22 protein-coding genes are annotated in these 25,041 nt (G+C 68.3%); 17 read left to right on the top strand and 5 right to left on the bottom strand.

What is annotated here, in order from left to right; translation table 11 throughout:
- Positions 1-200: 200 nt before the first annotated feature.
- The 3 genes from AB0J62_RS37735 to AB0J62_RS37725 all read right to left on the bottom strand — a co-directional run bounded on the left by AB0J62_RS37735 (position 201) and on the right by AB0J62_RS37725 (position 4,946).
- Positions 201-2,450: a DUF222 domain-containing protein gene (locus AB0J62_RS37735; protein ID WP_363881874.1), complete on the bottom strand. Its 2,250-nt coding sequence runs from the start codon at positions 2,448-2,450 to the stop codon at positions 201-203.
- 109 nt (positions 2,451-2,559) lie between these two features.
- On the bottom strand, positions 2,560-4,227 hold the full coding sequence (locus AB0J62_RS37730) for a GxGYxYP domain-containing protein (RefSeq protein ID WP_363881872.1): 1,668 nt from the start codon (positions 4,225-4,227) through the stop codon (positions 2,560-2,562).
- A gap of 86 nt (positions 4,228-4,313) precedes the next feature.
- Positions 4,314-4,946: an HAD-IA family hydrolase gene (locus AB0J62_RS37725; protein ID WP_363881870.1), complete on the bottom strand. Its 633-nt coding sequence runs from the start codon at positions 4,944-4,946 to the stop codon at positions 4,314-4,316.
- Between the two features lie 107 nt (positions 4,947-5,053).
- Here AB0J62_RS37725 and AB0J62_RS37720 point away from each other — a divergent pair, with 107 nt between their 5' ends.
- The 5 genes from AB0J62_RS37720 to rpmB all read left to right on the top strand — a co-directional run bounded on the left by AB0J62_RS37720 (position 5,054) and on the right by rpmB (position 10,494).
- A complete protein-coding gene (locus AB0J62_RS37720; RefSeq protein WP_363881868.1) occupies positions 5,054-6,334 on the top strand; it encodes an extracellular solute-binding protein in 1,281 nt (426 codons plus the stop codon).
- A gap of 1 nt (position 6,335) precedes the next feature.
- Positions 6,336-7,364 (top strand): sugar ABC transporter permease, encoded by a 1,029-nt coding sequence (locus AB0J62_RS37715; RefSeq protein WP_363881866.1) that lies wholly within the window; start codon positions 6,336-6,338, stop codon positions 7,362-7,364.
- Positions 7,354-8,181: a carbohydrate ABC transporter permease gene (locus AB0J62_RS37710; protein WP_134111552.1), complete on the top strand. Its 828-nt coding sequence runs from the start codon at positions 7,354-7,356 to the stop codon at positions 8,179-8,181. Before AB0J62_RS37715 ends, AB0J62_RS37710 begins: the two co-directional genes overlap by 11 nt.
- A 30-nt stretch (positions 8,182-8,211) precedes the next feature.
- Positions 8,212-10,200 carry an aldo/keto reductase gene (locus AB0J62_RS37705; RefSeq protein ID WP_363881863.1) on the top strand — a complete coding sequence of 663 codons (1,989 nt, stop codon included), beginning with the start codon at positions 8,212-8,214 and terminating at the stop codon, positions 10,198-10,200.
- Between the two features lie 72 nt (positions 10,201-10,272).
- Entirely contained in the window at positions 10,273-10,494 is a 222-nt protein-coding gene (gene rpmB / locus AB0J62_RS37700) for a 50S ribosomal protein L28 (RefSeq protein WP_130449155.1), read from the top strand.
- Between the two features lie 60 nt (positions 10,495-10,554).
- Here rpmB and AB0J62_RS37695 read toward each other — a convergent pair whose 3' ends face one another.
- Entirely contained in the window at positions 10,555-11,553 is a 999-nt protein-coding gene (locus tag AB0J62_RS37695) for an SAM-dependent methyltransferase (RefSeq protein WP_363881860.1), read from the bottom strand.
- 35 nt (positions 11,554-11,588) lie between these two features.
- Between AB0J62_RS37695 and AB0J62_RS37690 the strand changes: the two genes are divergently transcribed.
- From AB0J62_RS37690 to smc, 10 genes are all read left to right on the top strand, one after another.
- Positions 11,589-13,217 carry a DAK2 domain-containing protein gene (locus tag AB0J62_RS37690; RefSeq protein ID WP_363881858.1) on the top strand — a complete coding sequence of 543 codons (1,629 nt, stop codon included), beginning with the start codon at positions 11,589-11,591 and terminating at the stop codon, positions 13,215-13,217.
- A complete protein-coding gene (recG, locus tag AB0J62_RS37685) occupies positions 13,214-15,463 on the top strand; it encodes an ATP-dependent DNA helicase RecG (RefSeq protein WP_363881856.1) in 2,250 nt (749 codons plus the stop codon). Before AB0J62_RS37690 ends, recG begins: the two co-directional genes overlap by 4 nt.
- On the top strand, positions 15,460-16,020 hold the full coding sequence (gene rsmD / locus AB0J62_RS37680) for a 16S rRNA (guanine(966)-N(2))-methyltransferase RsmD (protein ID WP_363881853.1): 561 nt from the start codon (positions 15,460-15,462) through the stop codon (positions 16,018-16,020). The genes recG and rsmD overlap by 4 nt, the downstream gene beginning before the upstream one ends.
- The gene (coaD, locus tag AB0J62_RS37675; RefSeq protein WP_363881851.1) at positions 16,013-16,483 is read left to right on the top strand and encodes a pantetheine-phosphate adenylyltransferase; all 471 of its coding nucleotides are present in this window, start codon (positions 16,013-16,015) and stop codon (positions 16,481-16,483) included. Before rsmD ends, coaD begins: the two co-directional genes overlap by 8 nt.
- Positions 16,484-16,612: 129 nt before the next feature.
- Positions 16,613-17,134, top strand: coding sequence for a DUF177 domain-containing protein (locus tag AB0J62_RS37670; RefSeq protein ID WP_363881849.1), 522 nt, complete (start codon positions 16,613-16,615; stop codon positions 17,132-17,134).
- A gap of 62 nt (positions 17,135-17,196) precedes the next feature.
- Positions 17,197-17,388 carry a 50S ribosomal protein L32 gene (gene rpmF / locus AB0J62_RS37665; RefSeq protein WP_130387616.1) on the top strand — a complete coding sequence of 64 codons (192 nt, stop codon included), beginning with the start codon at positions 17,197-17,199 and terminating at the stop codon, positions 17,386-17,388.
- Positions 17,389-17,402: 14 nt separating this feature from the next.
- Complete coding sequence (gene rnc, locus AB0J62_RS37660; protein ID WP_130449169.1) at positions 17,403-18,134, top strand: ribonuclease III; 732 nt, start codon at positions 17,403-17,405, stop codon at positions 18,132-18,134.
- Positions 18,135-18,989 carry a bifunctional DNA-formamidopyrimidine glycosylase/DNA-(apurinic or apyrimidinic site) lyase gene (gene mutM / locus AB0J62_RS37655; RefSeq protein WP_363881846.1) on the top strand — a complete coding sequence of 285 codons (855 nt, stop codon included), beginning with the start codon at positions 18,135-18,137 and terminating at the stop codon, positions 18,987-18,989. It begins immediately after the preceding gene.
- Positions 18,990-19,132: 143 nt separating this feature from the next.
- Positions 19,133-19,333 (top strand): hypothetical protein, encoded by a 201-nt coding sequence (locus AB0J62_RS37650; protein ID WP_130449173.1) that lies wholly within the window; start codon positions 19,133-19,135, stop codon positions 19,331-19,333.
- A gap of 278 nt (positions 19,334-19,611) precedes the next feature.
- Positions 19,612-23,175 carry a chromosome segregation protein SMC gene (gene smc, locus AB0J62_RS37645; RefSeq protein ID WP_363881979.1) on the top strand — a complete coding sequence of 1,188 codons (3,564 nt, stop codon included), beginning with the start codon at positions 19,612-19,614 and terminating at the stop codon, positions 23,173-23,175.
- 29 nt (positions 23,176-23,204) lie between these two features.
- On the opposite strand, the gene AB0J62_RS37640 is transcribed toward smc, so the two are convergent.
- On the bottom strand, positions 23,205-23,528 hold the full coding sequence (locus tag AB0J62_RS37640; protein ID WP_363881844.1) for a nuclear transport factor 2 family protein: 324 nt from the start codon (positions 23,526-23,528) through the stop codon (positions 23,205-23,207).
- A gap of 233 nt (positions 23,529-23,761) precedes the next feature.
- Here AB0J62_RS37640 and AB0J62_RS37635 point away from each other — a divergent pair, with 233 nt between their 5' ends.
- Together AB0J62_RS37635 and AB0J62_RS37630 are read left to right on the top strand one after the other, a co-directional pair.
- Positions 23,762-24,307 (top strand): sigma-70 family RNA polymerase sigma factor, encoded by a 546-nt coding sequence (locus AB0J62_RS37635; protein ID WP_363881842.1) that lies wholly within the window; start codon positions 23,762-23,764, stop codon positions 24,305-24,307.
- Entirely contained in the window at positions 24,304-24,999 is a 696-nt protein-coding gene (locus tag AB0J62_RS37630) for a zf-HC2 domain-containing protein (RefSeq protein ID WP_363881840.1), read from the top strand. The genes AB0J62_RS37635 and AB0J62_RS37630 overlap by 4 nt, the downstream gene beginning before the upstream one ends.
- The last annotated feature ends 42 nt before the right edge of the window (positions 25,000-25,041 follow it).

Raw genomic sequence — 25,041 nt, 5'->3', positions numbered from 1 at the left:
ACCGCGGTGATTCCTTACGCCTGATGAAGACCCGCCGCAGCTCTCCCCCGGAGAGCGTCCGTCCGCAAGATCGGCGACGACGCCGGGTCAGACCCGGGTCGAGCCGAGCAAACCTGTCGGCTGGCCCCTCACCAAACCGTTTGCAGTGCACGACGGTTGCCGAGCTGGGCGATCGGTTCCGCCCGCGTCGGTGTTGGTTGTCAGGGGATGGGCTGACGGCTTCGCGCGGGATCGACGCCGGACTCCAGCGGAGCCTCGGGCTGGGGATCCCTGATTGGGATCTGGGTAGAGGCGGTCAGTCGGTCGGTCGGCGGCGTGGTTGTCTCGCCCCAGATCGCTTGGTATGCCGCCTCGCGAAACGCGGCCGTCGACCCCTCGTCATCACTGCTCTCACCTGCAGTGCGCTTCTTGGCCGACTGGCCTCGCTGAAGCAGTTCACGCCCCAGGGCAGATCGCCGGATCACCGACGCAACAGCGGCCCTCGCCACAGAACGCTCGGTCGACGGCTGTTCTGCGCGCATGCGGTCGTTGGTCGCCTGCCCGCTGGGCAGGTGGTCAGGGGATGGCTCGGGTGGGGTGCTGTCGTGTGGTGCCGACCTGGATGGGGATTGGTCGGTGGAGGTGGCGTGGGTGTGGGTTTGATTGGCTTGGCCGTGGTGTGGCGAGGTGTTGGCCGAAGAGTTGTCATTGGGCGTGGATGAGTGACGCGCGGCATGAGGTTGTGCCGGGGCGCTCAGGGGTGTGGAGCTTGGTCTTTGGTGGGGTGGAGGGTCGGCCCAGGTGGGACGGGATACGTGGACTTCGCCGTTGGTGATGGTGATGGTCCAGTCGCCTGCGTGGAGGTCGATGTGGTGTCGGCGGCAGAGCAGGACGAGATTTGAGATCTTGGTTTCGCCGCCGTCGATCCAGGAGATGAGGTGGTGTGCGTCGCACTGGATCGGTGGGGCGCCGCACACTACGCAGCCGCGGTCGCGGGTGTTGAGGGCGCGGCGCATGGCGCGCGTCACCAGGCGCTCGGAACGTCCGACGTCTAGCGGTTCGGAATTCGTCCCGAGGACCAGGGGGATGATCTTCGCATCGCATGCGAGGCGCCGGATCGCGGCCGCCGACAAGCCGTCGCCGTACACGGTTTCGCCGATCGCGTCCGCGGCGGCCGACTTCAGGTCCTGCAGGTCGATGGTCACGGTGATGTTCGCCTTCGCGCCGAAACCCGGCACATCGCCGCCTCCGTCGGACCCACTGCCGACGCCTGCACCGTTGAGCGTCACAGCGCTTGCATCGCGCGTGGCGCCTCCAACAGCTTCCTCTTGTTCCGCCCCGCCTTCCCCCGCGCTGCTGGGGCGGTTCGCGTCACTCGCGTCATTCGTGTCGGTGTTGTGGGCCGTGCGGTTCGCGTTGCTGGTGTCGTTGCTGCTGCTCGGGCGGTTGGCGTCGCTCGTGTCGGTGTTGTGGGCCGTGCGGTTCGCGTTGCTGGTGTCGGTGCTGCCGCTCGGGCGGTTCGCGTCACTCGTGTTCGTCCTGCCGCCCGTGCGGGTTCCAATGTCTGTGCTCATCAAGCCGCGAGGTCCGATCGCGTCGCTCGTGCTGGATGCACTCGGCGTACGCGGTGGGTGGTGTCGGTCTGCTGACGATGAGGGTGTGGGGGCGGGGCGGGGGGTGCGTGGGGTGGGGGTGCCTGCGTCTAGGGCTGTGGCGGCGATGGTGAGGGTGGTGGTTAGGGCGTCGGCTTGGCGCTTTTCGCGGGAGCGGGGGTCTGGTTCGCCGTCGAGGGTTTTGTGGGGGCGGGCGCCGGCGTGGATGAGGGTGCGGAGGAGTTCGGCGTTCTCGTTGGCGAGATAGCCGCGGAACTTCACGCCTCGGTCGGCGCTCGACAGGGTGAGCGTTTCGCGTGCGTAGGCCTTGTGTTCTTCGGGTTCTGGTCCATCTGTGTCGAGGACGTCTCGGATGCGTTGTCCGGCTTTGCGTAGCTCCCACGGGGATAGGTGGCGTGCGAGGCCGATCAGTTCGCGTTCGGCCACGGCGACATCGTCGGCTGGGACCTTTGACGGGACCTGGTCGAGCGCCGACACGATCGCTTCCGCCTGCGCGGGACGCAGTACGACCTCTGTGGCTTCGTCGGTGTCGCCGTCTGCGGAATCAGGGTCGGCGTGGGGATCGGGGAGGGCGGCCGATACGGCGTCGTACTTAGGGAGGGAGCGGGCCAGGCGTACGTCGCGGAGGGCGCGGGAGCGGTCCAGGCGGTAGCGGAACTCGAGCAGTTGTGCGGTGTTGTGTGCGCCGATCTCCTGCGCGTGCTCGAGCACGTCCATCCGGGCGATCAGCTGGAGACGGTACGTTTCGCGGCGAGCGAGGTCAGCGTCCAGCCGGTCGAGAGTCGACAGCAATTCTGCGCCGCTCATCGACCATGCCGGTCGCTCGCCCAACAGTTCCATGCCGATGACTCTAGACACGGCCACCGACAGTTCTCAAACCCGAAAAGCCCTTTATTTCAAGGGAGTTCAGTTATCCACAGATTTCAATCTGTGGATAACTTTGCTGTTGTTGCTAAGGGCAACGAAGCTAGGGCTTGGCGTACTTGCCGACCATGCGGACCAGGGTGTCCGGAGGGATGACCTTGACGTGTGGGGCGAGGTTGTTGACGACGGACAGGACGTTGTCGACGGACTTGCTCCAGGCGTGCCAGACGACGATCGAGTAGCCGGCGGTCGAGTGCGGGTTGCGGGTCGCGGCATTGAGTTCGGCGGTGACGGATGCCTCGTCGGCGCCGTCGAGGCCGTCCCACAGCATGGTGCGTGCCGAAATGACCGGCTTGCCTTCGGCCCAGGCGACCTTTCCCTTGAGGCCGTCGTACCGGGAGTACTCGAGGTAGATCAGGCCGTCGATCTCGCGGCGCATGAGGTACGACGACCAGAGGCGGGTGTTCTCGAACGCGTCGAAGTCGATGATCTGGGCAACCGACAGGTCAGCTCGGCCCATCGCTTTGGCCAAAGACGCGGTGTGCTTCTCTAGGGCGGCGGTGGGGTAGCGGCTGGGGTACATGTAGCCGCCGCCGGAGGGGCCGACGACCCAGCGGTCGGTCTTGGACTGTTCGTAGAACCAGCGCATGACCGATGGGGCCAGGTCGATCAGCGAGGGGGAGATGCCCCAGCCGAGGTCCACCTCACCGCGGCGGGGGCTGCCGAACCAGCGCGGGTCGGTCGGGAAGTCGCCGAGTGCCCATTGGACGTTGTCGCCGTCGGTGATCAGGAAGCTCACGTAGTGGGCGTTGGGGTCCGGGGCTGGTTCGAGGGCCCTCCCCCCACCCCCTCCGCTCTGTGGTCCGTTCGTCGGTTGAGCGGTGGACGGCGCTGGGCGTAGGGCGGGGTCGAACGCGCGGCCTTGTTGCTGCAGGTGGTCCTCTTGGATTCCTGACAGCACGGACAGGTTGCGTGCGTGGTCGGCGGGCAGGGCTTTTACCCCCGTGCTCGAGTTGACCCCGATGAATGCGTCTTCGCCGTTCGAGGCGTCGCCCCAGCCGATGACTGTGCCGTCGTCGTCCAGGGCGCTGACTACCTGGGCGCGGAAGTCCGAGTTGCCGTCGAAGAAGGCGAGCGTCCCCGCCATCGTGACGTAGTCCCGGAGCCGCTCCGGGAAGTCGGCGCGCTGCTCGACCACGACGTCGTGTCGCAGGCGGGGCCAGTACGTCTCGAACACCCAGCGGTCGTCCTTGTCCCGCACGTCCAGGACTTTGCGCAATCTGTGCTGGACTGCCAGTGCCTCCAAGCTTTCCTCGATTGCCACAGCACCCGTCACGCCGGCGAGCGTGGTCGCGACGTTGACCGACGGAGTGCCTGTACGGAAGAGAACATATCCGCGGACGCCGGACCGCCCGACGGTTTTCCACAGGTCTTCGGTCCTGGTGCGGACGCCGTACTGCGACACGAGGCCGTCGAGCCAGTGCTGGTAACCCAAGGTCGGCAAGTTCAGGTACAGGGATTCGCCGCCGCGGCGCGCCATCAGGCCCTGCAGCGTCGTCGCGAGCGTCCGCTCAGCGGACGACAGCGAGTCCTCGGTCAGGACATTCAGAACCCGCGGCCGCTGGCCTTTGGGGTACGCCGAAGCAACTGTCGGGTACGCCGACGCGCCGGGAGAGCCGAAGGCGAGAGACGGCGAAGCAGCCACCCCGACCCCGGCCGCGGCGGTGAGGCCGAGCAGGCGCCGGCGGGAGAACGTGAAGCGATCGGACATGGAGGCCTCCAGGGAGCGGCTGGTGGTTGTCCTTCGTTGTCAACTGACCGGCGACGATGCCACAGCCATCACTCCATCACAAGACCTCAGGCCGGAATCGGCAGGTCATAACGGCGAAGCAGCTCCGCCAGCGCCGGCACGCCGGCCGACAGGTTATACAGCTCCGCCTGCAGCCCCACGCTCGAAGCGGCCGCCACGTTGGCGACGTTGTCGTCGATGAACAGCACCGACGAGGCCGGCAGGTCCAGTGAGCCGAGGATCGCGCGGAAGTACGCCGGATCCGGCTTGGCCAGCCCGAGATCGCACGAGTAGAACGTCTGGTCGAACCAGGCGCCGTACCCGCGCTCGTCCTGCATGATCGCCCGCCGGTACGCGTGCTGGTTGGTCGCGAGGTGACATGCGACACCACTGGACCGCAGCGCCCCGATCAGCGAAACAACCTCGGGCTCCGCTGCGAACCAGCTCCACGGCTGCAGTGCCTCGTCGACAGAAACCGGCGAGTTCCAGCGGCGCAGTACGTCGGCAACCGCGTCCCGGAAGTCGCCCTTCCCGACCAGCGAAGGCTTCTCGGCCGCCATCAGGTCCGCGACGAACGCCTCCCCGTCCGTGGGCACGAGCGACGTCAGCTGCGCCCACCAATCGGAGGTCGGGCGCTGGACGACACCATCCGCGTCGAAGAGGACGGCGGTGACGGCACGCATCATCATGAGTCCAATCATGTCACCGGCACCTTGACCGGTTCAGTCGGTATGCGCTTACCTAATGGCTACGTAAACATATCTGGACACCTTCCGGCGAAATCCAACAGAAAGCGCCAGGTGAGGCTATGACCTTGAGCAGAAGGCACTTCCTCGCGGTCGGCGGCTCCGCAGCCGCGGCCGCCGCGGGACTCACCGGCTGCGGCTCCCGCAGCTCACTGGGCGGATCGAACGAGCTCAGCATGTGGACCTGGGTCGGGTCTGTCAACGACGACCTGATCGCCCAGGCGGAGAAGGCGATCCCGGGGTACGACGGCATGAAGTTGTCGATGACCCGGATCGGCAGCAACTACAAGACCAAGGTGCTGACCGCCCTGGCCGGGAAGTCGCTCGTCCCGGACATCGTCGCGATCAACGACGACGTCGCGACGTACTTCCCGAACGCCGACCAGTTCCACGACCTCAACGACCTCGGCGCGAAGGATCTCGCGAAGGACTTCCTGCCGTGGAAGTGGAAGCTGGGCATCACCCAGACCGGCAAGATGATGGCCTACCCGATGGACACCGGCCCGACCGCGCTGTTCTACCGCAGCGACGTCTTCACCAAGGCCGGGATCGACATCGACCCCGCCGCCGTCGCGGAGCTGGCGCCCGACTGGGACACCTACATCGCGCTCGGCAAGAAGGTCAAGCAGGCCGTGCCCGGCTCGACGATCACCGACAACATCACCGGCATCTACGGCTACCGGATGGCGCAGCAGTCCAAGCGCTACATGACCCCTGACGGGCAGTACATCGGCGACCAGGACCACGTCCGGGAGGCCTTCGACCTCGCCGTCCGGGTGGTCAAGGAAGGACTCTCGGCCAACGCGCAGAACTCGACCGACAAGAACGCCGTCGTCACCAACGGCAAGCTCGTCGCCTACAACGCGGCCGTCTGGTGGGCGCAGCTCGGGCCGAAGAACGCGGCACCGAAGACCAAGGGACTCTGGCGGGTGACGGCGGCTCCTGGTGGCGCCGGCAACAAGGGCGGGTCTTTCCTGGCGATCACGAAGTACTGCAAGAACCCTAAGGCGGCGTTCGCGTTCATCAGCTGGCTGGAGTCGGCGAAGAACCAGGCCCAGGCGTTCCTCGACCCGGTGCTGTTCCCGTCCACGCCCGCGACGTACACGGACAAGACTCTGACCGCGCCCGACCCGTTCTTCGGCGGCCAGCAGATCGTCGACGTGTTCGCGGAATCCGCCAAGAAGTACCCCGGCGCCTTCTTCTCGCCGTACGACTCGATCATCGACACGCCCATCAGCTCCGAGCTGGTGAACGTCGAGGCAGCCGGCAAGGACCCGGACCAGGCGTGGGCCGACGCCCAGCGCCAGGTGCAGCGCGAACTCACCCGAGCGGGGGCGATCTGACATGGCTGTCACCACCAAACCCGTCACGGCGGTCACGACGGCAACGCACGCAAGCGAGAAGCCGCCGAACAAGTACCGGCAGGCACTGCCGCAGTACCTCGCCGTCTCGCCGTTCTTCATCCTGTTCGCGGTCTTCGGCGCGTTCCCGGTGCTGTTCTCGATCTGGATCTCGTTCCACTCCTGGGACGGCATCGGCCAGATGAAATGGGTCGGGCTGGAGCAGTACCACTACCTGCTCACCGACGCGACGTTCTGGAAGACGATCGGCAACACGCTGATCATCTGGGTGCTGTCGACCGTGCCGATGCTGCTGCTCGCGCTGGTGATCGCCAACGCGCTGCACAACGCCACCCGGCTCCGCACCTTCTATCGGATCGCGTACTTCATCCCCAACGTCACCTCGGTCGTCGCGATCACGCTCGTGTTCGGCTCGATCTTCAGCAACAACTTCGGCCTGCTGAACGCGTTCCTGCAGTCGATCGGAGTCGGCCAGGTCGCCTGGCTGACCTCACCGTGGGGCATCAAGATCGCGATCGCGACGATCGTCACCTGGCGATGGGTCGGCTACAACGCGATCATCTACCTCGCCGGACTCCAGGCGATCTCGGCCGACGTGTACGAGGCAGCGAAGGTGGACGGCGCGAGTCCGCGGCAGACCTTCTGGCGGATCACCGTGCCGATGATGCGCCCGGTCATCCTGTTCACCGCGGTCACCTCGACCATCGGTGGACTGCAGATCTTCACCGAGTCCCGCGTGCTGTTCGGTGACACCAGCAGCATCGGCGGCCCCGGCGACGCCGGCCTCACGATCGTCTCGTACCTGTACCAGTCGGCGTTCATCAAGAACCAGTTCGGGTACGGCGCCGCGATCGGCTGGGCGCTGTTCATCCTGATCGTGCTGTTCAGCATCATCAACTGGCGGCTGATCGGCGGCAACGACGACGAACGCCTGACCCGACGCGCCGCTCGGCGGGTGGAACGCAAGATCGCAGCCCAGAATGCCAAGAGGGAGGCCGCAGATGTCCATTGAGCGCCTACGCACCGCCGTCGGCCACGTCGTGCTGATGCTCGGCGTCCTGGTCTCGCTGTTCCCCTTCTACTGGATGGTGGTGATGGCCTCCAACACCACCCCGGACATCTTCACCTACCCGCCGAAACTGTGGATCGGATCCCACCTGTTCGAGAACATGGGCAAGGTGCTCGACAACATCGACTTCTTCGGCTCGATGCTGCTCACACTGATCGCCTCACTCGGCGTCACCGTGCTGGTGCTGTTCTTCGACTCGCTCGCCGCGTTCGCGTTCGCGAAGTACGAGTTCCCCGGCCGGAACGTCCTGTTCTCGATCCTGCTCGCGACGTTCATGATCCCGGCCCAGCTGTCGCTGGTGCCGCAGTTCGTCACGCTCGCCGAGTTCGGCTGGATCGGCTCGCTGAAAGCCCTCATCATCCCCGGCGCCGCGAACGCGTTCGGGATCTTCTGGATGCGTCAGTACGCCAAGGGCGCGATCCCCGACGAACTCATCTCCGCCGCCAAGGTCGACGGCGCGGGATTCTTCCGGCAGTACCTCACCGTCGGCCTGCCGGTACTGCGGCCCGGGCTCGCCTTCCTCGGCATCTTCACGTTCATCAACGTCTGGAACGATTACCTCTGGCCGCTGATCGTGATGACGGACCCGAACCGCCTCACCCTGCAGGTCGCCCTCGACCAGCTCAACGGCATCTACGGCACCGACTACTCGATGGTGATGGCCGGCGCCCTGATGAGCGTCGTCCCCCTGATCGGCGTCTTCCTGATCGGCGCGCGCTCGTTCATCGCCGATCTGGCGGCAGGCGCCATGAAATTCTGACCCAACCACACACCAGACACGGGACTCCCTTTGACTGACCAAACGCTCCGCTGGGGCATCATCGGCACCGGCAACATCGCTTCCCGGTTCGCCAGCCAGGTGCCGACGTCGAAGACCAACGAGGTCGTCGCCGTCGGTAGCCGGTCCCTCGACTCGGCGAACGCCTTCGCCGACAAGTGGGACATCGCCCACCGGCACGGTTCGTACGACGACCTGCTCGCCGACGACACCGTCGACGCCGTCTACATCGCCACCCCGCACCCGATGCACGTCGAGTGGGCGATCAAGACCGCCGAGGCCGGCAAGCACGTGCTGTGCGAGAAGCCGCTCGCGATCAACCGGGCCTGGTCCGAGGCGATGATCGAGGCCGCGGTACGCAACGACGTCTTCCTGATGGAGGCGTACATGTACCGGTGCCTGCCGCAGACGAAACTGGTCGCCCAGCTCGTCCGCGACGGCGAGATCGGCACGGTCCACCAGATCCAGGCGACGTTCGCGTTCGCCGCCGGGTTCCGGCCGGAGTCGCGGATCTTCGCCGACGAACTGGCCGGCGGCGGCATCCTCGACGTCGGCGGCTACCCGGTCTCGTACTCGCGGCTCATCGCCGGGATCGCGGCCGGACAGCCGTTCGCCGACCCGGCCGCGGTCAGCGCGGTCGGGCACGTCGGCGAGACCGGCGCCGACGAATGGACGGTCGCGACGCTGTTCTTCGACGGCGGCGTCACCGCACAGGTCAGCACCGGCGTACGGCTGTCCGACCAGAACCAGGTCCGGATCTACGGCAGCGAGGGGTACCTCGTCGTCGAAGACCCGTGGTTCGGCGGCGACGGCAAGCCGACCCACGTCACCCTGCACAAGGTGGGGGAGGAGCCGCGGGACATCTCCGCTGAACCCGCCCTCATCTACGCGGCCGAGGCCGAGGCCGTGCAGGCGGCGATCCAGGCCGGCGCGAAGGAAGCTCCGGAGATGAGCTGGGCCGACACGCTCGGCAACCTCACCGTCCAGGACCAGTGGCGGGCTGCGATCGGGCAGCAGTACGCGAGCGAGCGGGACGACGCAACGATCCCGACCGCGACCGGCCGTCCGCTCACCCGGCGCGACGACGCCCCGATGACCTACGGCAAGGTCCCGGGCCTCGACAAGCAGGTGTCCCGGCTCGTGATGGGCGTCGACAACCAGCAGACGCTGCCGCACGCCGCGGTGATCTTCGACGACTTCGTCGAGCGCGGCGGTACGACGTTCGACACGGCGTACATCTACGGCGGCGGACGCGGCGAGAAGCTGCTCGGGCAGTGGATGAGGTCCCGCGGCAACCGCGACGAGGTCGTTGTCATCGGCAAGGGTGCGCACACGCCGCACTGCGACCCCGAGTCGATCACCCGCCAGCTGCAGGAGAGCCTCGAACGGCTGCAGACCGACCACGTCGACCTCTACCTGATGCACCGCGACAACGAGGAGATCCCGGTCTCGGAGTTCGTCGACGTCCTCGACGAGCACTTCAAGGCCGGCCGGATCAAGGCGTTCGGCGGATCGAACTGGTCCACCGCCCGCTTCGACGAGGCCAACGCGTACGCCGAGGCGAACAGCAAGCAGCCGTTCACGCTGCTCAGCAACCACCTCAGCCTCGCCCGCGCGTACGACGTACCGTGGGCCGGCTGCCGGCATGTGTCCGACGACGCATCGCAGGCCTGGCTGCGGGAACGGCAGGTCGCGCTGTTCCCGTGGTCGAGCCAGGCCCGCGGGTTCTTCACCGGACGTGCGAAGCCCGAGGACACCTCGGACCAGGAGCTGGTCCGCTGCTTCTACTCCGACGAGAACTTCCGCCGGCTGGACCGCGCGCGGGAGCTCGCGAAGGCCAAGGGCGTCGAGCCGACCGCCATCGCTTTGGCGTGGCTGCTGCACCAGCCGTATCCTGTATTTCCGCTGATCGGGCCGCGTCACATCAGCGAAACCCGCACCTCGACACCGGGACTTTCGGTGTCGTTGACCGAGGACGAAGTGGCCTACCTCACGTCCTGAAGCCGAATTGGTGGCTCGCTGACACCCATGTAACATGGTCTGTCGGTGTCACGACCCTGAACACGGAGAATCATGTCTAAGAAGTGCGATGTCTGCGGCAAGCAGCCGACGTTCGGCAACAGCGTTGCCCGCTTGGGTAAGGGCGCGATGATCCGCCGGGTCAAGGCTCGCACGCCCCGGCGGTTCAACCCCAACATCCAGCCGGTCCGGGCGCTCATCAAGGGCACCCCGACCAAGCTGAAGGTCTGCACGTCCTGCATCAAGGCCGGCAAGGTCCAGCGCGTCGTCGGCTGATCCCCAGCTTTTACTCCGTGTAGGGCCTTTCGAAAGGCGCCCGGGACACCTCCCGGGCGCCTATTCGTGTTTGCGCGCAACGACAGTGATCTCGTTGCGGTTGTGGTGAAGCTGACGAGCATGCAGTACGTCGTACCGCTCGCGGAGGACATCGATGCCGCGCCGGGCGCCGTCGAGCGGGTTCTTGCCGCCACCCTTCAACGTGACGATCGCCAGCCCGCCGCGGCGTAGCTGAGCCGCCGCATCGAGCATCATCCGGGCGCTCATCAGCTGGTCCATCCGCATGTCGTTGACCACGACGTCGAAGCGGACCCGGTTCGACGCGAAGAAGCGGCCCGCGGTCGTGGCCTCGTGATGGATCCGCCGATCGCCGCGCAGCCGCGGGTCCAGCGAACCAGGATCCACCGACCACACCTCCTGCCCGTGCTGCCGCAGGATCCGCGTCCAGCCTCCCGGCGACGCGCCCAGATCGAGCGCCTTCCCGCCGGCCGGCAGGTCCAGCCCGAAGGTCGCGATCGCCTCCTCGAGCTTGAACTCCGACCGCGACACCCGCTCGTCGCCGCGAGCCAGCCGCATCCGTCCACCCGGCCAGTCCGACAAACTGTCCGCCACCCGGTTCACGCCGATCAGCAGCTGCTTGCCGACCGCGACGCCGGAGACGACGATTTCCTGCCCGGACCGGGTGCTCGTCACCCCGCGGCCGGCCAACGCGTCGACGATCAGATGGTGGTACGAGCTCCCGGTGCCGTCGACCCAGGTCTGCACCGCGACCGACTTGGCCGTGATCTCCTCGAGCAACGTCGTCGCGAGCTCGGACTCGGTCGGCAGGTCGTCCAACGGGTAGCCGGCGATCTCGCGGGTCAGGTGCCGGACGAACATGATGCGGCCTTCGTCACACGCCGCCGCGAACTCCTCGACCGGCACCGAGGTGTCGGCCAGCCGGGCCACCTCGGCCCCGAGCCGCTCGAACCGGTGCTCACCCGGAAACGCCTCCCGGATCTCCCGGACCGCATACCGATAACTGTCGGACGCGAACGAGAACAGAATCGAGCGGGGCACAGCACATCGTAAACGGATTCGTTAGCCTTCCGGGCGTGGAGGAATTGACGGTCGAGGTGTTGCGGGCCTGGGCCCGGACGGCGCTGGCGGAGCTGGCGCGGGCCCGGACCGAGATCGACGAGCTGAACGTGTACCCGGTGCCGGACGGCGACACCGGCACCAACCTCTACCTGACCTGGGAAGCCGCCTGCGACGCCCTGCCCAGGGGCGAACTGACCTTCACCGAGGCGATCCAGGCCTTCGGCCGCGGCGCCCTGCTCGGCGCCCGCGGCAACTCCGGAGTGATCACCTCCCAGCTGATCCGCGCCTGCGGAAACCGCCTCAACGAGAACCTCCCGCGCGACCGCACCGACCACACCGACCGCACCGACGGCGTACTCGCGGACCCCCGGATGAGCGAGGCCGCTGCCTTCGCCGACGCGCTCACGTACGCCGCCGACGCCGCGTACGGCGCGGTCGCCCAACCGGTCGAGGGCACCATGCTGACCGTCGCAAGGGCCGCCGCCACCGGCGCGATGACCGCCGCCAACGACGGCAAGGCCCTCGCCGATGTCTGCCTCGCCGCGGTCGCCTCCGCTCGGCAGGCGCTGACGAAGACGACGGAGCAGCTGGATGTACTCCGCCGTGCGGGGGTCGTCGACGCCGGGGGAGCCGGTCTGGTGGTGATCCTGGGCGCGATGGAGTCGGTGCTGACGGGCCGGCAGGTGCACGTCGACGTACCGGCGAGGGTCGAACCACAGGGCGAGAGCGCCGAGAGCCAGGACGGGCCGGCGTACGAGGTGATGTATCTGCTCGACGCGCCCGACGACAAGGTCGGCGACTTCCGGCAGAGCCTGGCCGTGCTCGGCGACTCGGTCGTCGTGGTCGGCGGCGACGGGCTCTGGAACGTGCACGTCCACACCGACGACGTTGGCGCCGCGATCGAGCAGGGCATCGACATCGGCCGCCCGCACCGCATCCGCGTCACCCACTTCGCCGACCAGAACCACCACGAGCCCGCCCCGGGCCGCGCCGTGATCGCCGTCGTCGCCGGTGACGGACTGGCCGAGCTGTACGCCGAGGCCGGCGCCCGGGTCATCCGCGGCGGCCCCGGGCGGCGATGCTCGACCGGTGAACTGCTGCAGGCGATCGAGAAGTCCCAGGCGCCCGAGATCGTGATCCTGCCCAACGACCAGGACTCGATCGCGGTCGCCGAGGCCGCCGCCACCGCCGCCCGCCAGGACGGCCTCCGGGTCGCGGTGATCCCGACCCGCGCGCAGGTGCAGGGCCTGGCCGCGATCGCCGTCCACGACCCGCAGCGCAGCTTCGACGACGACGTCGTACACCTGTCGGCGGCTGCCGGGCAGACCCGCCACGGCGCGGTGACGATCGCGATCAAGGACGCCTGGACGATGGCCGGCCGGTGCCGGATCGGCGATGCGCTCGGCGTGGTCGACGGAGACTTCGCGCTGATCACCGAGGACCTGGAGACGGCCGCCGTCGGCGTGGTCGACCGGCTGCTCGGCGGCGGCGGCGAGCTGCTGACGATCGTCACCGGCCGCGACGCGGACCCGGCGCTGGCCGAGGCGGTCGAGCGGCACGTGCGCCGGCAACGCAAAGATGTCGACGTCGTGGTGTACGACGGAGGGCAGGACAGGTACCCGCTGCTGATCGGGGTGGAATGAGGACCGACATCGACCGCAAGCTCCGCGACTTCCTCGGGGCGAAGACGGCCAAGACGTTCGCCGAGGTGCTCGAGATCGAGACCGTCGGTGAGCTGCTGCGCCATTACCCGCGGCGGTACCTGAAGAAGGGCGAGCTGACCCCGTTCGACGAGCTCGAGGTCGGCGACCAGGCCACCGTCAACGGGCGGGTCAAAAAGGTCACTGCCCGCGCGCTGGACAGCAAGATCGAGATCCGGCCGGACGAGGTCCACAAGTACCGCAAGCGGCGGACGATCACCAAGGTCGTCGTCACCGACGGCCGCAACGACCTGGAAGCCGCGTTCTTCAACCAGCCCTGGCTGCTGACCAAGCTGACGCCCGGCACCTCCGCCCTGTTCTGGGGCGAGGTGTCGATGTTCCGCACCACCATGCAGCTGAAGAATCCCGGCACCGAGATCCTCGACGAGGAGGACCTGACCGAGGCCGAGATCGAGCGCCGGGCCCGTCCGTTCCGCCCGCTCTACCCCGCGACCGCGAAGTTGCCCACCGCAACGATCGAGCGGTCGGTGAAGATCGTGCTGGACAGCCTGGACGAGCGGCTCGACGATCCGATCCCGGACCTGATCCTGCGCAACGAGAAGCTGCTCGGCCTGCGCGAAGCCCTGCAGCTGGTGCATCTTCCGGACACCGAGAAGGACATCAGCGACGCCCAGCGCCGGTTCCGGTTCGAGGAAGCGTTGGTGATGCAAACGATTCTCGCCCAGCGGCGGGCGGTGACGGACGCGCTGAACGCGGTACCGCGGCCGCGCGTCGAGGGCGGTCTGCTCGACGAGTTCGACCAGCGGTTGCCGTTCGAGCTGACCGAGGGACAGGCCGAGGTGGGGGAGGAGATCTTCGCCGACCTGGCCCGTCCGCACCCGATGCACCGGCTGCTGCAAGGTGAGGTCGGCTCCGGCAAGACCGTGGTCGCGCTGCGGGCGATGCTGTCCGTGGTCGACAACGGCGGCCAGGCGGCGCTGCTCGCGCCGACCGAAGTGCTGGCCGTCCAGCACCACAAGACGCTGACGAAGATGCTCGGTGACCTGGCGGAGCAGGGCATGCTCGGCGGTGCGGAGCAGGCCACCAAGATCGGTCTGCTGACCGGTTCGCTGAACGCTGCGGGACGCCGTACGGCGATGCTCGACGCGGCCAGCGGGGCCGCCGGGATCGTGGTCGGGACGCATGCGCTGCTCGAGGACAAGGTCCAGTTCGCGGATCTCGGGCTGGTCGTGGTCGACGAGCAGCACCGGTTCGGCGTCGAGCAGCGGGCCGCGCTGAGCGCGAAATCCGGCGACAACACGCCGCACGTGCTGGTGATGACGGCGACGCCGATCCCGCGGACCGTGGCGATGACGGTCTTCGGCGACCTCGCGGTCTCGACGCTGACCCAGCTTCCGGCCGGGCGGTCGCCCATTCAGTCCTCGGTCGTCCCCGCCAAGGAGAAGCCGGAGTGGCTGCAGCGCGCGTGGACCCGGGTCCGCGAGGAGGTCGGCAAGGGCCACCAGGTGTACGTCGTGTGCCCGCGGATCGGCGACGAGGTCAAGAACGCCGGGGACGAGGAAGGCGAGTTCGCTGCTGGCGAGGAAGAAGACGCCGGCGGCAAGAAGCAGCAGGCGCGGCCGCCGATCTCGGTCATGCAGGTGGCCGAGGCGCTGGGCGAGATCCTGCACGACCTGCGCGTCGAGATCCTGCACGGGCGGCTGCCCGCGGAGGAGAAGGACGCCGTGATGTCGCGGTTCGCGACCGGCGATATCGACGTACTGATCGCGACGACGGTGATCGAGGTCGGCGTCGACGTACCGAACGCCTCGACGATGGTGATCATGGATGCCGACCGGTTCGGCATCTCGCAGCTGCACCAGCTCCGCGGCCGCGTCGGCCGGGGCAAGGTGCCTGGGTTGTGTCTGCTGGTCACCGACCTGTGGCCGGGATCGCGCTCGTACGGGCGACTCGATGCGGTCGCGTCGACGACCGACGGCTTCGAGCTGTCCCGGATCGACCTCGAAACGCGACGTGAGGGCGACGTGCTCGGCGTGGCGCAGTCCGGACGCCGGACCAGCCTGAAGCTGCTCAGCGTGCTGCGGGACGAGGACATCATCCTCGCCGCCCGCCACGTCGCGAACGCGATCGTCTCGGTCGACGCCGAGCTCACCGACCATCCGGTACTGCGCGGCGTCGTACGAGCCGCCCTGGAATCCGAGACCACCGAATACCTGGAGAAGACTTGAGCCGGATTGTCGGGGGAGCGGCTGGCGGGCGGCGGATCGCGGTGCCGCCGGGGAGTGGGACCAGGCCGACCGCGGACCGGGTGCGCGAGGCGCTGTTCTCGTCGCTCGAGTCGGAGTTCGGCAGCTTCGACGGGCTCGCCGTGCTCGATCTGTACGCCGGATCCGGCGCGATCGGGCTCGAAGCGCTGTCGCGTGGCGCCGCGAACGTGATGCTCGTCGAGTCGGACCGGCGGGCCGCCGACGTGATCGCGGCCAACATCAAGGTCGTCGGGCTGCCCGGTGTGAAACTCGTGACACGCCCGGTGGAAAAGATCACCGCCGGTGAGGTTCCGGCCCGGTTCGACCTGGTGTTCGCGGACCCGCCGTACAAGCTGGAGACCTCCGAGCTCCAGGAGGTGCTGGTCGAGCTGGCCGCCGGCGGCTGGCTCGCCGACGACGCGATCGTGGTCGTCGAGCGGGGCAAGCGGGAGCCCTGGGAGTGGCCGGAGGGGTTCGCCGCGCTGCGGGACCGCAAGTACGGCGAGGCCCGCCTTTGGTACGGTCACCGCCATGGCTAAGGCGGTCTTTCCGGGCACTTTCGACCCCCCGACGGTCGGGCATCTCGACATCGTCACCCGGGCGGCCGCCGCCTTCGACGAGCTGATCGTCGCGACCGGGGTGAACCAGTCGAAGAACCGGCTGTTCGGGCCGCAGGAGCGGATCGAGATGCTCACCGAGCTGATCGCCCCGTTCCCGAACGTCCGGGTCGGCACCTTCGACGGGCTGCTGGTCGACTACTGCCGGGCCGAGGGCGCCGGCGTGATCGTGAAGGGCCTGCGCTCGGCCGCCGACTACGATTACGAGCTGCAGATGGCCCAGCTGAACCGGCGGATGACCGGGGTCGACACGCTGTTCTTCCCGACCGCCCCGGAGAACGCTTTCATCTCCTCCAGCTGGGTCAAGGAGATCGCCCGGCTCGGCGGCGACGTGAGCACGTTCGTGACCCCGGCTGTTCACTCCCGGTTACTGGGCAAGTTCTAGGCTCACCCCGAATTGGGTCTGCGGCCGGGGAGTTGGTAATGTAGAGCACCGGTCTCGACGAGACCGAGTTCTTGCCTGCCCACGCCTGAAAGGTTTGCTCTGAGCGTCTTGGACCCGCGGTCCCCACTCGTGATCGACACGCACGAGCTGACACGCCGCGCCGGGTCCCAACGCGAAGTCTCTTTCACGGCGCCGGCGCCGGCAGATCTCGGAATCGACGTGATCGGCGTCCCCGAAGGCGATCCGATCCAGTTCGATCTACGGCTGGAATCGGTGGTCGAAGGGGTGCTCGTCACCGGTACGGCCCGCGGCCGTCTGGTCGGGGAGTGCGCGCGGTGCCTGGTCGATATCGAGGACGAGTTCCTCGCTGACGTCCAGGAGCTGTACGTCTACCCGGAGAGCGAAGCCGAGCCGGACGAGGCCAGCCGGATGGAGGGCGATCTGATCGACCTCGAGCCGGTGCTGAGGGACCAGGTGGTGCTCGCACTACCGTTCCAGCCGCTGTGTACGGACGACTGTCCGGGTCTGTGCCCCGAGTGCGGGGCACGCCTGGCGGACGAGCCCGGCCACAAGCACGAGGACGGTGTCGACCCGCGCTGGGCCGCCCTCGGCGGTCTGCTCCAGACCGACGAACCACCGCAGCACAACTGAACACCAACGTCAGCTAGCCGGCCGGGTCCACCAGCCCCCGGCCGAACCGAGGAGTCATAACCGTGGCCGTTCCGAAGCGGAAGATGTCGCGCAGCAACACCCGTAGCCGCCGGGCCCAGTGGAAGACCACTGCCCCGTCGCTGGTGACCTGCGTGAACCCCGCCTGCCGCGCGAAGCACCTGCAGCACACCGTTTGCCCCAACTGCGGCCAGTACGGCGCCAAGGGCGAGCGTCGCCAGGTCGTCGAGAGCTAAACGGCACCAACCCAGTGAACTCTGCCAACGAAACGGGGCTCTACGCCGAGCTGAACGAACGGCTCGGCGTATCGCTGGCTGACGAATTGCTGGAGCACGCCTTCACCCACCGCTCGTTCGCGTACGAGAACGGCGGGTTGCCGACGAACGAGCGGCTGGAGTTCCTCGGGGACTCCGTGCTCGGCGTCATCGTCACGGAGTCGCTGTTCCGGAACCACCCGGACCTGTCCGAGGGCCGGCTGGCCAAGCTACGGGCCGCGGTGGTCAACATGCGTGCGCTCGCGGGTGTCGCCCGCGAGCTCAAGCTCGGCAAGTACCTGCGGCTCGGCCGCGGGGAGGAAGCCACCGGCGGCCGGGACAAGTCGTCGATCCTGGCCGACTGTGTCGAGGCGCTGATCGGCGCCGTCTACCTGGACCGCGGGTTCGAGACCGCGGGCCTGGTGGTGCACCGGCTGTTCGACGACCTGATGGAGTCGTCGGCGCGGCTCGGCGCCGGCCTGGACTGGAAGACGTCGCTGCAGGAGCTGGTCGCCCAGCTCAGCGTCGGCGTCCCGGAGTACGTGATCGCGGAGTCCGGACCGGACCACGCGAAGACGTTCGAGGCCCGGGTCCGGATCGGCTCCGACACGTACGGTCACGGCATCGGCCGGAGCAAGAAGGAAGCCGAGCAGCAGGCCGCCGAGACCGCCTGGAAGGCTCTGCGCGCCGCGCATCCGGACAGCACGGACCCCTCGCAGCAGCCGTAGGTGCCCGAGCTTCCCGAGGTCGAGGTCGTACGCCGTGGTCTGGCGGAGTTCACCACCGGCCGCACGATCGACGCGGTCGAGGTGCTGCACCCCCGCCCGGTACGGCGTCATGCCGCCGGGCCGGACGATTTCGTGGCCCGGCTGAAGGGCCAGGTCTTCGCCGAGCCGGCCCGCCGCGGCAAGTACCTGTGGCTCCCGCTGGTGTCCGGGGACGCCGTTCTGACCCATCTCGGGATGAGCGGCCAGTTCCGGGTCCAGCCGGTCGGCGCACCCGACGAACCGCACCTCCGGGTCCGGTTCCGCTTTGCGGACGACCTCGGAGAGGTCCGTTTTGTGGACCAGCGGATGTTCGGTGGTCTGTCGTACTCCGAGGGTGGCGCCGAGCTGCCCGCCGAGATCGCCCACATCGGCCGGGACCCGTTCGATCCTCTGTTCGACCCGGACGCGGTGACGGCGAAGATCCGGCGCCGCAGGACCGGGCTGAAGCGGGCGCTGCTGGATCAGACCGTGGTCAGCGGGATCGGCAACATCTACGCAGACGAAGCGTTGTGGCGGGCCAAGCTGCACTACGCCCGGGCGACGGAAACGCTGAAACCCCTGCAAATCAAGGGGATTCTGCACGCAGCCCACGAGGTGATGGCCGAGGCGCTGACCATTGGCGGCACCAGCTTTGATGCCCTCTACGTCAACGTGAACGGGGAATCGGGGTACTTCGAGCGCGGCCTGAACGTCTACGGGCAGGAGGGATCGCCGTGCCCGCGGGACGGCCGCCCGATCCGTCGCGAGCCGTTCATGAACCGTTCGTCGTACCGGTGCCCGAAATGTCAGCCCGTTCCCCGGCATGTCCGCTGGTGAGCGAGGTATCGTTAATAAACGTGGCCCAGGTTGACCCGTCGCCCCCGCCGGTGTCACCCTGAAAGACGGCACACATTTTCAGCGCTCCTTCATGACCAGGACCTGGAGCGCACCCGGCCAGAACCCTTCCGGAGGACAGCACAATGGCCAAGGCTCTTCTAGGGCATCTTGGAGGCACTGACCCGCGCATGCTCGAGCAGGTTCGTCTGCTCAACCGGCGTGTCGCCGACCTGGAGGCGCATGTGATGCGTCTGCAGGCAGAGAACGACCACCTCGTCGCACAGATTCACGAGGGTCGCCTGCTGACCGTCGACGAGGCTTTGCGCGCCCCCGCTTCGGTCTGAGGACCCTAGCCGCGACAACAGAGAATTGCATCTCGACCGTCCGCACAACCACGGCGGTGGCCCCCGTCCGGGCCTCCGCCGCCTGTGTGTACAAGCACTGTATGTTCAGCAACTGTTGCCCTTACAGCCGGCCGCGGTCTTGCCGGTCGGCCTCCACCAGTTCACGCGCATCTGTTTGTAGACTGCGCAGCGGAACTACTTCCCCCGGGTAGCGGCACGAGCAGTTACGACGGTTCCTTAGGTATCGTCTGTCCTTTCACGGGTTGGAGAGCTTCGCCTTGTACCTGAAGAGCATGACGCTCCGGGGCTTCAAGTCGTTCGCGTCCGCGACGACGATGAACTTCGAACCAGGCATCACCTGCATCGTCGGACCCAACGGCTCCGGCAAGTCCAACGTCGTCGACGCACTGGCCTGGGTGATGGGTGAGCAGGGCGCGAAGTCGCTGCGCGGCGGCAAGATGGAGGACGTCATCTTCGCCGGCACCTCCGGCCGCGCCCCGCTGGGCCGCGCCGAGGTGGTGCTCACCATCGACAACACCGACGGCGCGCTGCCGATCGAGTACGCCGAGGTGACGATCAGCCGGACGATGTTCCGCAACGGCGGGTCCGACTACCAGATCAACGGCCAGAACTGCCGCCTGCTCGACGTCCAGGAGCTGCTCAGCGACTCCGGTATCGGCCGCGAGATGCACGTCATCGTCGGCCAGGGCCAGCTCGACTCGATCCTGCGCGCCACGCCGGAAGGCCGCCGCGGATTCGTCGAGGAGGCCGCCGGCGTCCTGAAGCACCGCAAACGCAAGGAAAAGGCGATCCGGAAGCTGGAGGCCACCGAGGGCAACCTGCACCGGCTCGGGGACCTGATCGCCGAGATCCGCCGCCAGTTGAAGCCGCTCGGGCGCCAGGCGGAGGTGGCGCGCCGGGCGGTGACGATCCAGGCGGAGGTCCGCGACGGCCGCGCCAGGCTGCTCGCCGACGACATCGTCCAGGCCCAGTCCGCACTCGAGGCCGAGCTGCGGGACGAGGCCGCGCTGACCGAGCGGCGGTCCGAGACCGAGGCGAAGCTGCGGGAGGCCCGCGAGCTCGAGGCCGAGCTCGAGGACGCGCTCCGCGAGGACGCGCCGGCGCTCCAGGCCGCCCAGGACACCTGGTACCAACTGTCCGGCTTCGGCGAGAAGATCAAGGGCACGGCGCGGATCGCGGCGGACCGGATCCGCTCGCTGAACGACGAGGCCGACGACGGACCGCGCTCCGGCCGGGACCCGGAGGAGCTCGAGCTGGAGGCCGCGCGGGTCCGGGAGACCGAGGCGCAGATCGAGGCCGAGGTCGAGGCGCACTCCGAGCTGCTCGCCGAATCCGTCGAGCGCCGCCAGCAGCTGGAGGCGCAGGAGGCCGAGGAGGAGCGCCGGATCTCCGCGCTGATCCGGGCCGCCGCCGACCGCCGCGAGGGTCTGGCCCGGTTGACCGGTCAGGTGAACGCGCTGAAGAGCCGCGCGGCCGCCGCCGAGTCCGAGATCGGCCGGCTCGCCAGCAACATGCACGAGGCCGAGGTCCGCGCCGCCAAGGCGCAGCACGACTTCACCGCGCTCGAGACCCAGGTCGCCGGGCTGGACGCTGGCGAGAAGGGGCTCGACGACCAGTTCGAGGCCGCTCAGGCGGTGCTCGACGAGATGGACGAGCGGCTGGCGAAGCTGAGGGCCGAGGAGCGTGACGCCGAGCGCGAGCGCACCGGTCTGGCGGCGCGCAAGGAAGCGCTCGAGCTCGGTCTGAACCGGAAGGACGGCGCCGGCGCGCTGCTGGCCGCCTCCGAGCAGGTCAACGGCCTGATGGGCTCGGTCGCGGCGTTGCTGAGCGTGCGCGCCGGCTACGAGACGGCTATTGCGGCCGCGCTGGGCGAGGCCGCCGACGCGGTCGCAGTCACGCACGCGGACGCCGCGCTCCAGGCGGTCGGGCATCTGAAGCAGCACGACCTCGGCCGGGCCGGGATGCTGCTCGGCGACGCGCCCGCCGACGACTACTCCCTGTGGCCGGTGCTGCCGTACGGCGCGTCGTACGCCGTCGATGTCGTGGACTGCCCGGAGACGCTGCGGCCCGCTCTGCGGCGGCTGCTGCGCAAGGTCGCCGTGGTGGACGACGTACCGGCCGCCAAGTCCCTGGTGCGGAATCTGCCCGACGTCACGTGTACGACGCGCGCCGGCGACGTACTGGGTGCGCACTTCGCGTACGGCGGATCGGACGCGGCGCCGAGCCTGATCGAGGTGCAGTCCGCGGTCGACGAGGCGGCGGAGAAGCTGCTCGAGGCGACGGCGCGGAGCGAGCGGCTGCGCTTCGAGCTGCAGGGGCTGGAGGACGAGCGGGCCCGGCAGAAGGAGTCCGTCGAGATCACGCTGGCCCGGCTGCACGAGTCCGACGCGGCGATGGCCGCGGTGGCGGAGCAGTTGGCGCACTTCGGGTCGCTGGCGAAGGCGTCCCGCGGTGAGGCGCAGCGGATGCGCGAGGCGATCGCTGCGGCCGAGGAAGAGCGCGACAAGAACCTGTCCGGTCTGGCCGAGCTCGAAGAGCGGCTGATGGACGCCGAGGCGTTCGACGACGACGGTGACGAGCCGGACACGTCGGAGCGCGACCGGCTGGCCGAGGCGGCCAAGGCGGGGCGTGCGGCCGAGATGGAGGCGCGGCTGGCGCTCCGTACCACCGAGGAGCGGGCCAGGGCGCTGTCCGGTCGGGCCGACTCGCTGGAGCGCGCTGCCCGGCAGGAGCGCGAGGCGCGGGCCAGGGCGGTTGCCCGGGCGGCGCGGCGGGCACGGCAGGCGGATGCGGCTCAGGCCGTGCACCTGGCCGCTGGTCATGTGCTGGCGCGGCTGGAGTCCTCGCTGCAGCAGGCGGCGGCCGAGCGGTCGGCGATCCAGGCGCAGCGGGCCGACCGGGAGCAGGCGCTCTCACAGGCGCGGTCCGCGACGCGGAACCTGAGCTCCGAGCTGGAGCAGCTCACGAACACGGTCCACCGCGACGCGCTGGCCCGGGCCGAGCAGAAGATGCGGCTCGAGCAGCTGTACGAGAAGGCGCTGGGCGAGCTCGGTATCGAGGTCGACGCCCTCGTCGCGGAGTACGGACCCGACCAGCTGGTGCCGCCGCTGCCCAAGGACGGGGACGACGACACGCTGGAGCTCGAGGCCGAGCCGTTCGACCGGACCAAGGTCGAGAAGCGGCTGAAGCAGGCCGAGCGTGCGCTGAACCAGCTCGGCAAGATCAACCCGCTCGCGCTCGAGGAGTTCGAGGCGATGGAGGAGCGGCATCGTTTCCTGTCCGAGCAGCTCGACGACCTGAAGAAGTCCCGCCGCGACCTGATGGACATCGTCAAGGAGGTCGACGAGCGGGTCGAGCAGGTCTTCACCGAGGCGTACCGCGACGTCGAGATCGCGTTCGAGCACGTCTTCAGCCGGCTGTTCCCGGGCGGTGAGGGCCGCCTGGTCCTGACCGATCCCGACGACATGCTCGGCACCGGAATCGACGTCGAGGCCCGCCCGCCCGGCAAGAAGGTCAAGCGGCTGTCATTGCTGTCCGGCGGTGAACGCTCGCTGGTCGCGGTCGCGTTCCTGGTCGCGCTGTTCAAGGCCCGCCCGTCGCCGTTCTACATCCTCGACGAGGTCGAGGCCGCACTGGACGACACCAACCTCGGCCGTCTCCTGGAGATCTACGAGGAACTCCGCGAGAACAGCCAGCTGCTGGTCATCACCCACCAGAAGCGCACGATGGAGGTCGCCGACGCCCTGTACGGCGTCACCATGCGTGGCGACGGCGTCTCCTCGGTCATCTCCCAGCGGATCCGCGAGCCCGAACCCGTCTGAGTCCCTCCGAGCCGGTCCGGCTGAGCCGGCTAGGCCGTGATCGTCATCGAGGCGAGCTGGTCGTCCTCGACCGCGAAGGTGAAGTGGGAGGGGCCGTTGAAGCCCTTCCCGCCGACCTGGGTCAGGATCGTCAGCGGGTTGCCGGCGACGGTGACCCGGGTGTCGGTGAAGGTGGCCTGCTTGCCGATCAGTTCGTTCTCGCTCCAGGAGCGGATCTGCTCGGGGCCGCGGAACTCCCGGCCCCAGTCGTTGACGTAGCCGTCCGGGGCGAACGCTGCCACGAACGCGTCGTTGTCCTGTTCGTCGATCGCGGTGAGCGCGCGCTGGACCGCGGCTGGGATGTCCTGACTCATGACGGCGACGATAGCCGTCCCGGTTGAACCGGTCGGTGAATCCGTACGTATGACGGGGTGACGGACGCTCGACCGAGGAGGGTTGATGAAGCGACTGAGCAGTGTGGCCGAAGGGGTCGGGGCGGACGGCAACAAGATCACGTACCGGCCGTCCGGCTCCGGTCATGGCGGTTACTGAGTCGACCTGTGCCGCGCTGGTGTGGGCGCCTGCTGCGCCCGGTATCGTGCGGTCGGTGGGTGACACCCCAGAGCCGCAGGACGCCGAGACGCTGATCCGCACGCTGTACGCCGAACACGGGCGCAGCCTGTTGGCCTATGCCACCCGTCTCACCGGAGACCGGGCCGCGGCCGAGGACGTCGTACAGGAGACCTTGGTCCGGGCCTGGAAGCACGCCGGCGACCTGACCACCGGCAGAGGATCGGTGCGGGGCTGGCTGCTGACGGTGGCGCGCAACATCGTCACCGACCGTGCCCGGGCCCGGGCGGTGCGTCCGGCCGAGGTGGCGGACGTGGTGGACCAGCCGCCGGTCCAGAGCGACCACTCCGAGGCCGTGGTGAACACCATGGTCGTGATGGACGCGCTCGACAAGGTGTCGCCCGAACACCGTGAAGTACTCGTGCAGCTCTACTACCGCGGGCGGTCCGTGGCAGAGGCTGCAAAGGAACTGGGTGTACCACCCGGTACCGTGAAATCACGTTCGTACTACGCCCTCCGAGCTCTGCGCGCGGTGATGGCTGGACCAGCTGCGTTGACTGGAGACGGGGAGGTGTCCCGATGACTGAGCATGACCGCACGCAACTCGGCGCCTACGCGTTGGGCGCACTAGAACCCGGTGAGGTGGCAGAGGTGGACGCGCACCTGGCCACGTGCGCGGAGTGCCGCGCTGAGCTGGCCGAGCTCGAGGAGATGAAGGACTTTCTCGGTGAGGTCCCGCCGGAGGCGTTCCTCGACGGACCGCCGGAGGGTGGCGACCTGTTGCTGCAGCGCACGCTGCGGGCCGTCCGCGAGTCGTCGCCAGAGCCTGCCGTACAGGTTCCGGCCAAGCGCCGCAGCTCCCGCTGGCTGATGGTGGCCGCCGCACTCGTGGCGGTCGCCGGTGCGCTCGGCGGTGGGGTTGCACTCGGTCGATCGACCGCACCGCAGGCCACCACCGAACCCGCAGCCGGCTACAGGGAAGTCAAGACGACCGACTCGGTCACCGGCGCGACCATGGCGACCACCGTGGAGCCGCGGACCGGTTGGAGCTGGGTGCAGGTGCAGGTCAAGGGCCTGAGGGCCGGAGACCAGTGCCAGCTCCTCGTCACCGACAGCTCCGGCAAGACCTGGACCGCGGGCAGCTGGGTGGTGTCGGAGAAGGCAGCCAAGAACGGCAGCACGTTCGGCGGCGGTGTGCTGGTCCCGCTCGACAAGGTGCACTCGGTCGAGATCAGGACCCTGCAGGGAAAGCACGTCGTCACGGCAACCATCTGAGCAACGATCCGAAAGTAGTTGCGGGACACGAGAGGATAGGGC

The organism is Kribbella sp. NPDC049584 (assembly GCF_040675555.1).
Lineage (GTDB): Bacteria > Actinomycetota > Actinomycetes > Propionibacteriales > Kribbellaceae > Kribbella.
The sequence above is the reverse complement of the archived record's forward strand: the minus strand, read 5'-3'. Positions and strand labels throughout refer to the sequence as shown.

What these genes read in the sequence shown, in the direction of transcription:
- AB0J62_RS37650 (WP_130449173.1), top strand. Translation starts at nt 19,133, where the DNA reads ATGGCCAAGGCTCTTCTAGGGCATCTTGGAGGCACTGACCCGCGCATG.
- rpmB (WP_130449155.1), top strand. Translation starts at nt 10,273, where the DNA reads ATGTCTAAGAAGTGCGATGTCTGCGGCAAGCAGCCGACGTTCGGCAAC.
- AB0J62_RS37640 (WP_363881844.1), bottom strand. Translation starts at nt 23,528, where the DNA reads ATGAGTCAGGACATCCCAGCCGCGGTCCAGCGCGCGCTCACCGCGATC.
- AB0J62_RS37630 (WP_363881840.1), top strand. Translation starts at nt 24,304, where the DNA reads ATGACTGAGCATGACCGCACGCAACTCGGCGCCTACGCGTTGGGCGCA.
- AB0J62_RS37730 (WP_363881872.1), bottom strand. Translation starts at nt 4,227, where the DNA reads ATGTCCGATCGCTTCACGTTCTCCCGCCGGCGCCTGCTCGGCCTCACC.
- AB0J62_RS37720 (WP_363881868.1), top strand. Translation starts at nt 5,054, where the DNA reads ATGACCTTGAGCAGAAGGCACTTCCTCGCGGTCGGCGGCTCCGCAGCC.
- coaD (WP_363881851.1), top strand. Translation starts at nt 16,013, where the DNA reads ATGGCTAAGGCGGTCTTTCCGGGCACTTTCGACCCCCCGACGGTCGGG.
- recG (WP_363881856.1), top strand. Translation starts at nt 13,214, where the DNA reads ATGAGGACCGACATCGACCGCAAGCTCCGCGACTTCCTCGGGGCGAAG.
- AB0J62_RS37715 (WP_363881866.1), top strand. Translation starts at nt 6,336, where the DNA reads ATGGCTGTCACCACCAAACCCGTCACGGCGGTCACGACGGCAACGCAC.
- AB0J62_RS37710 (WP_134111552.1), top strand. Translation starts at nt 7,354, where the DNA reads ATGTCCATTGAGCGCCTACGCACCGCCGTCGGCCACGTCGTGCTGATG.
- AB0J62_RS37725 (WP_363881870.1), bottom strand. Translation starts at nt 4,946, where the DNA reads ATGATTGGACTCATGATGATGCGTGCCGTCACCGCCGTCCTCTTCGAC.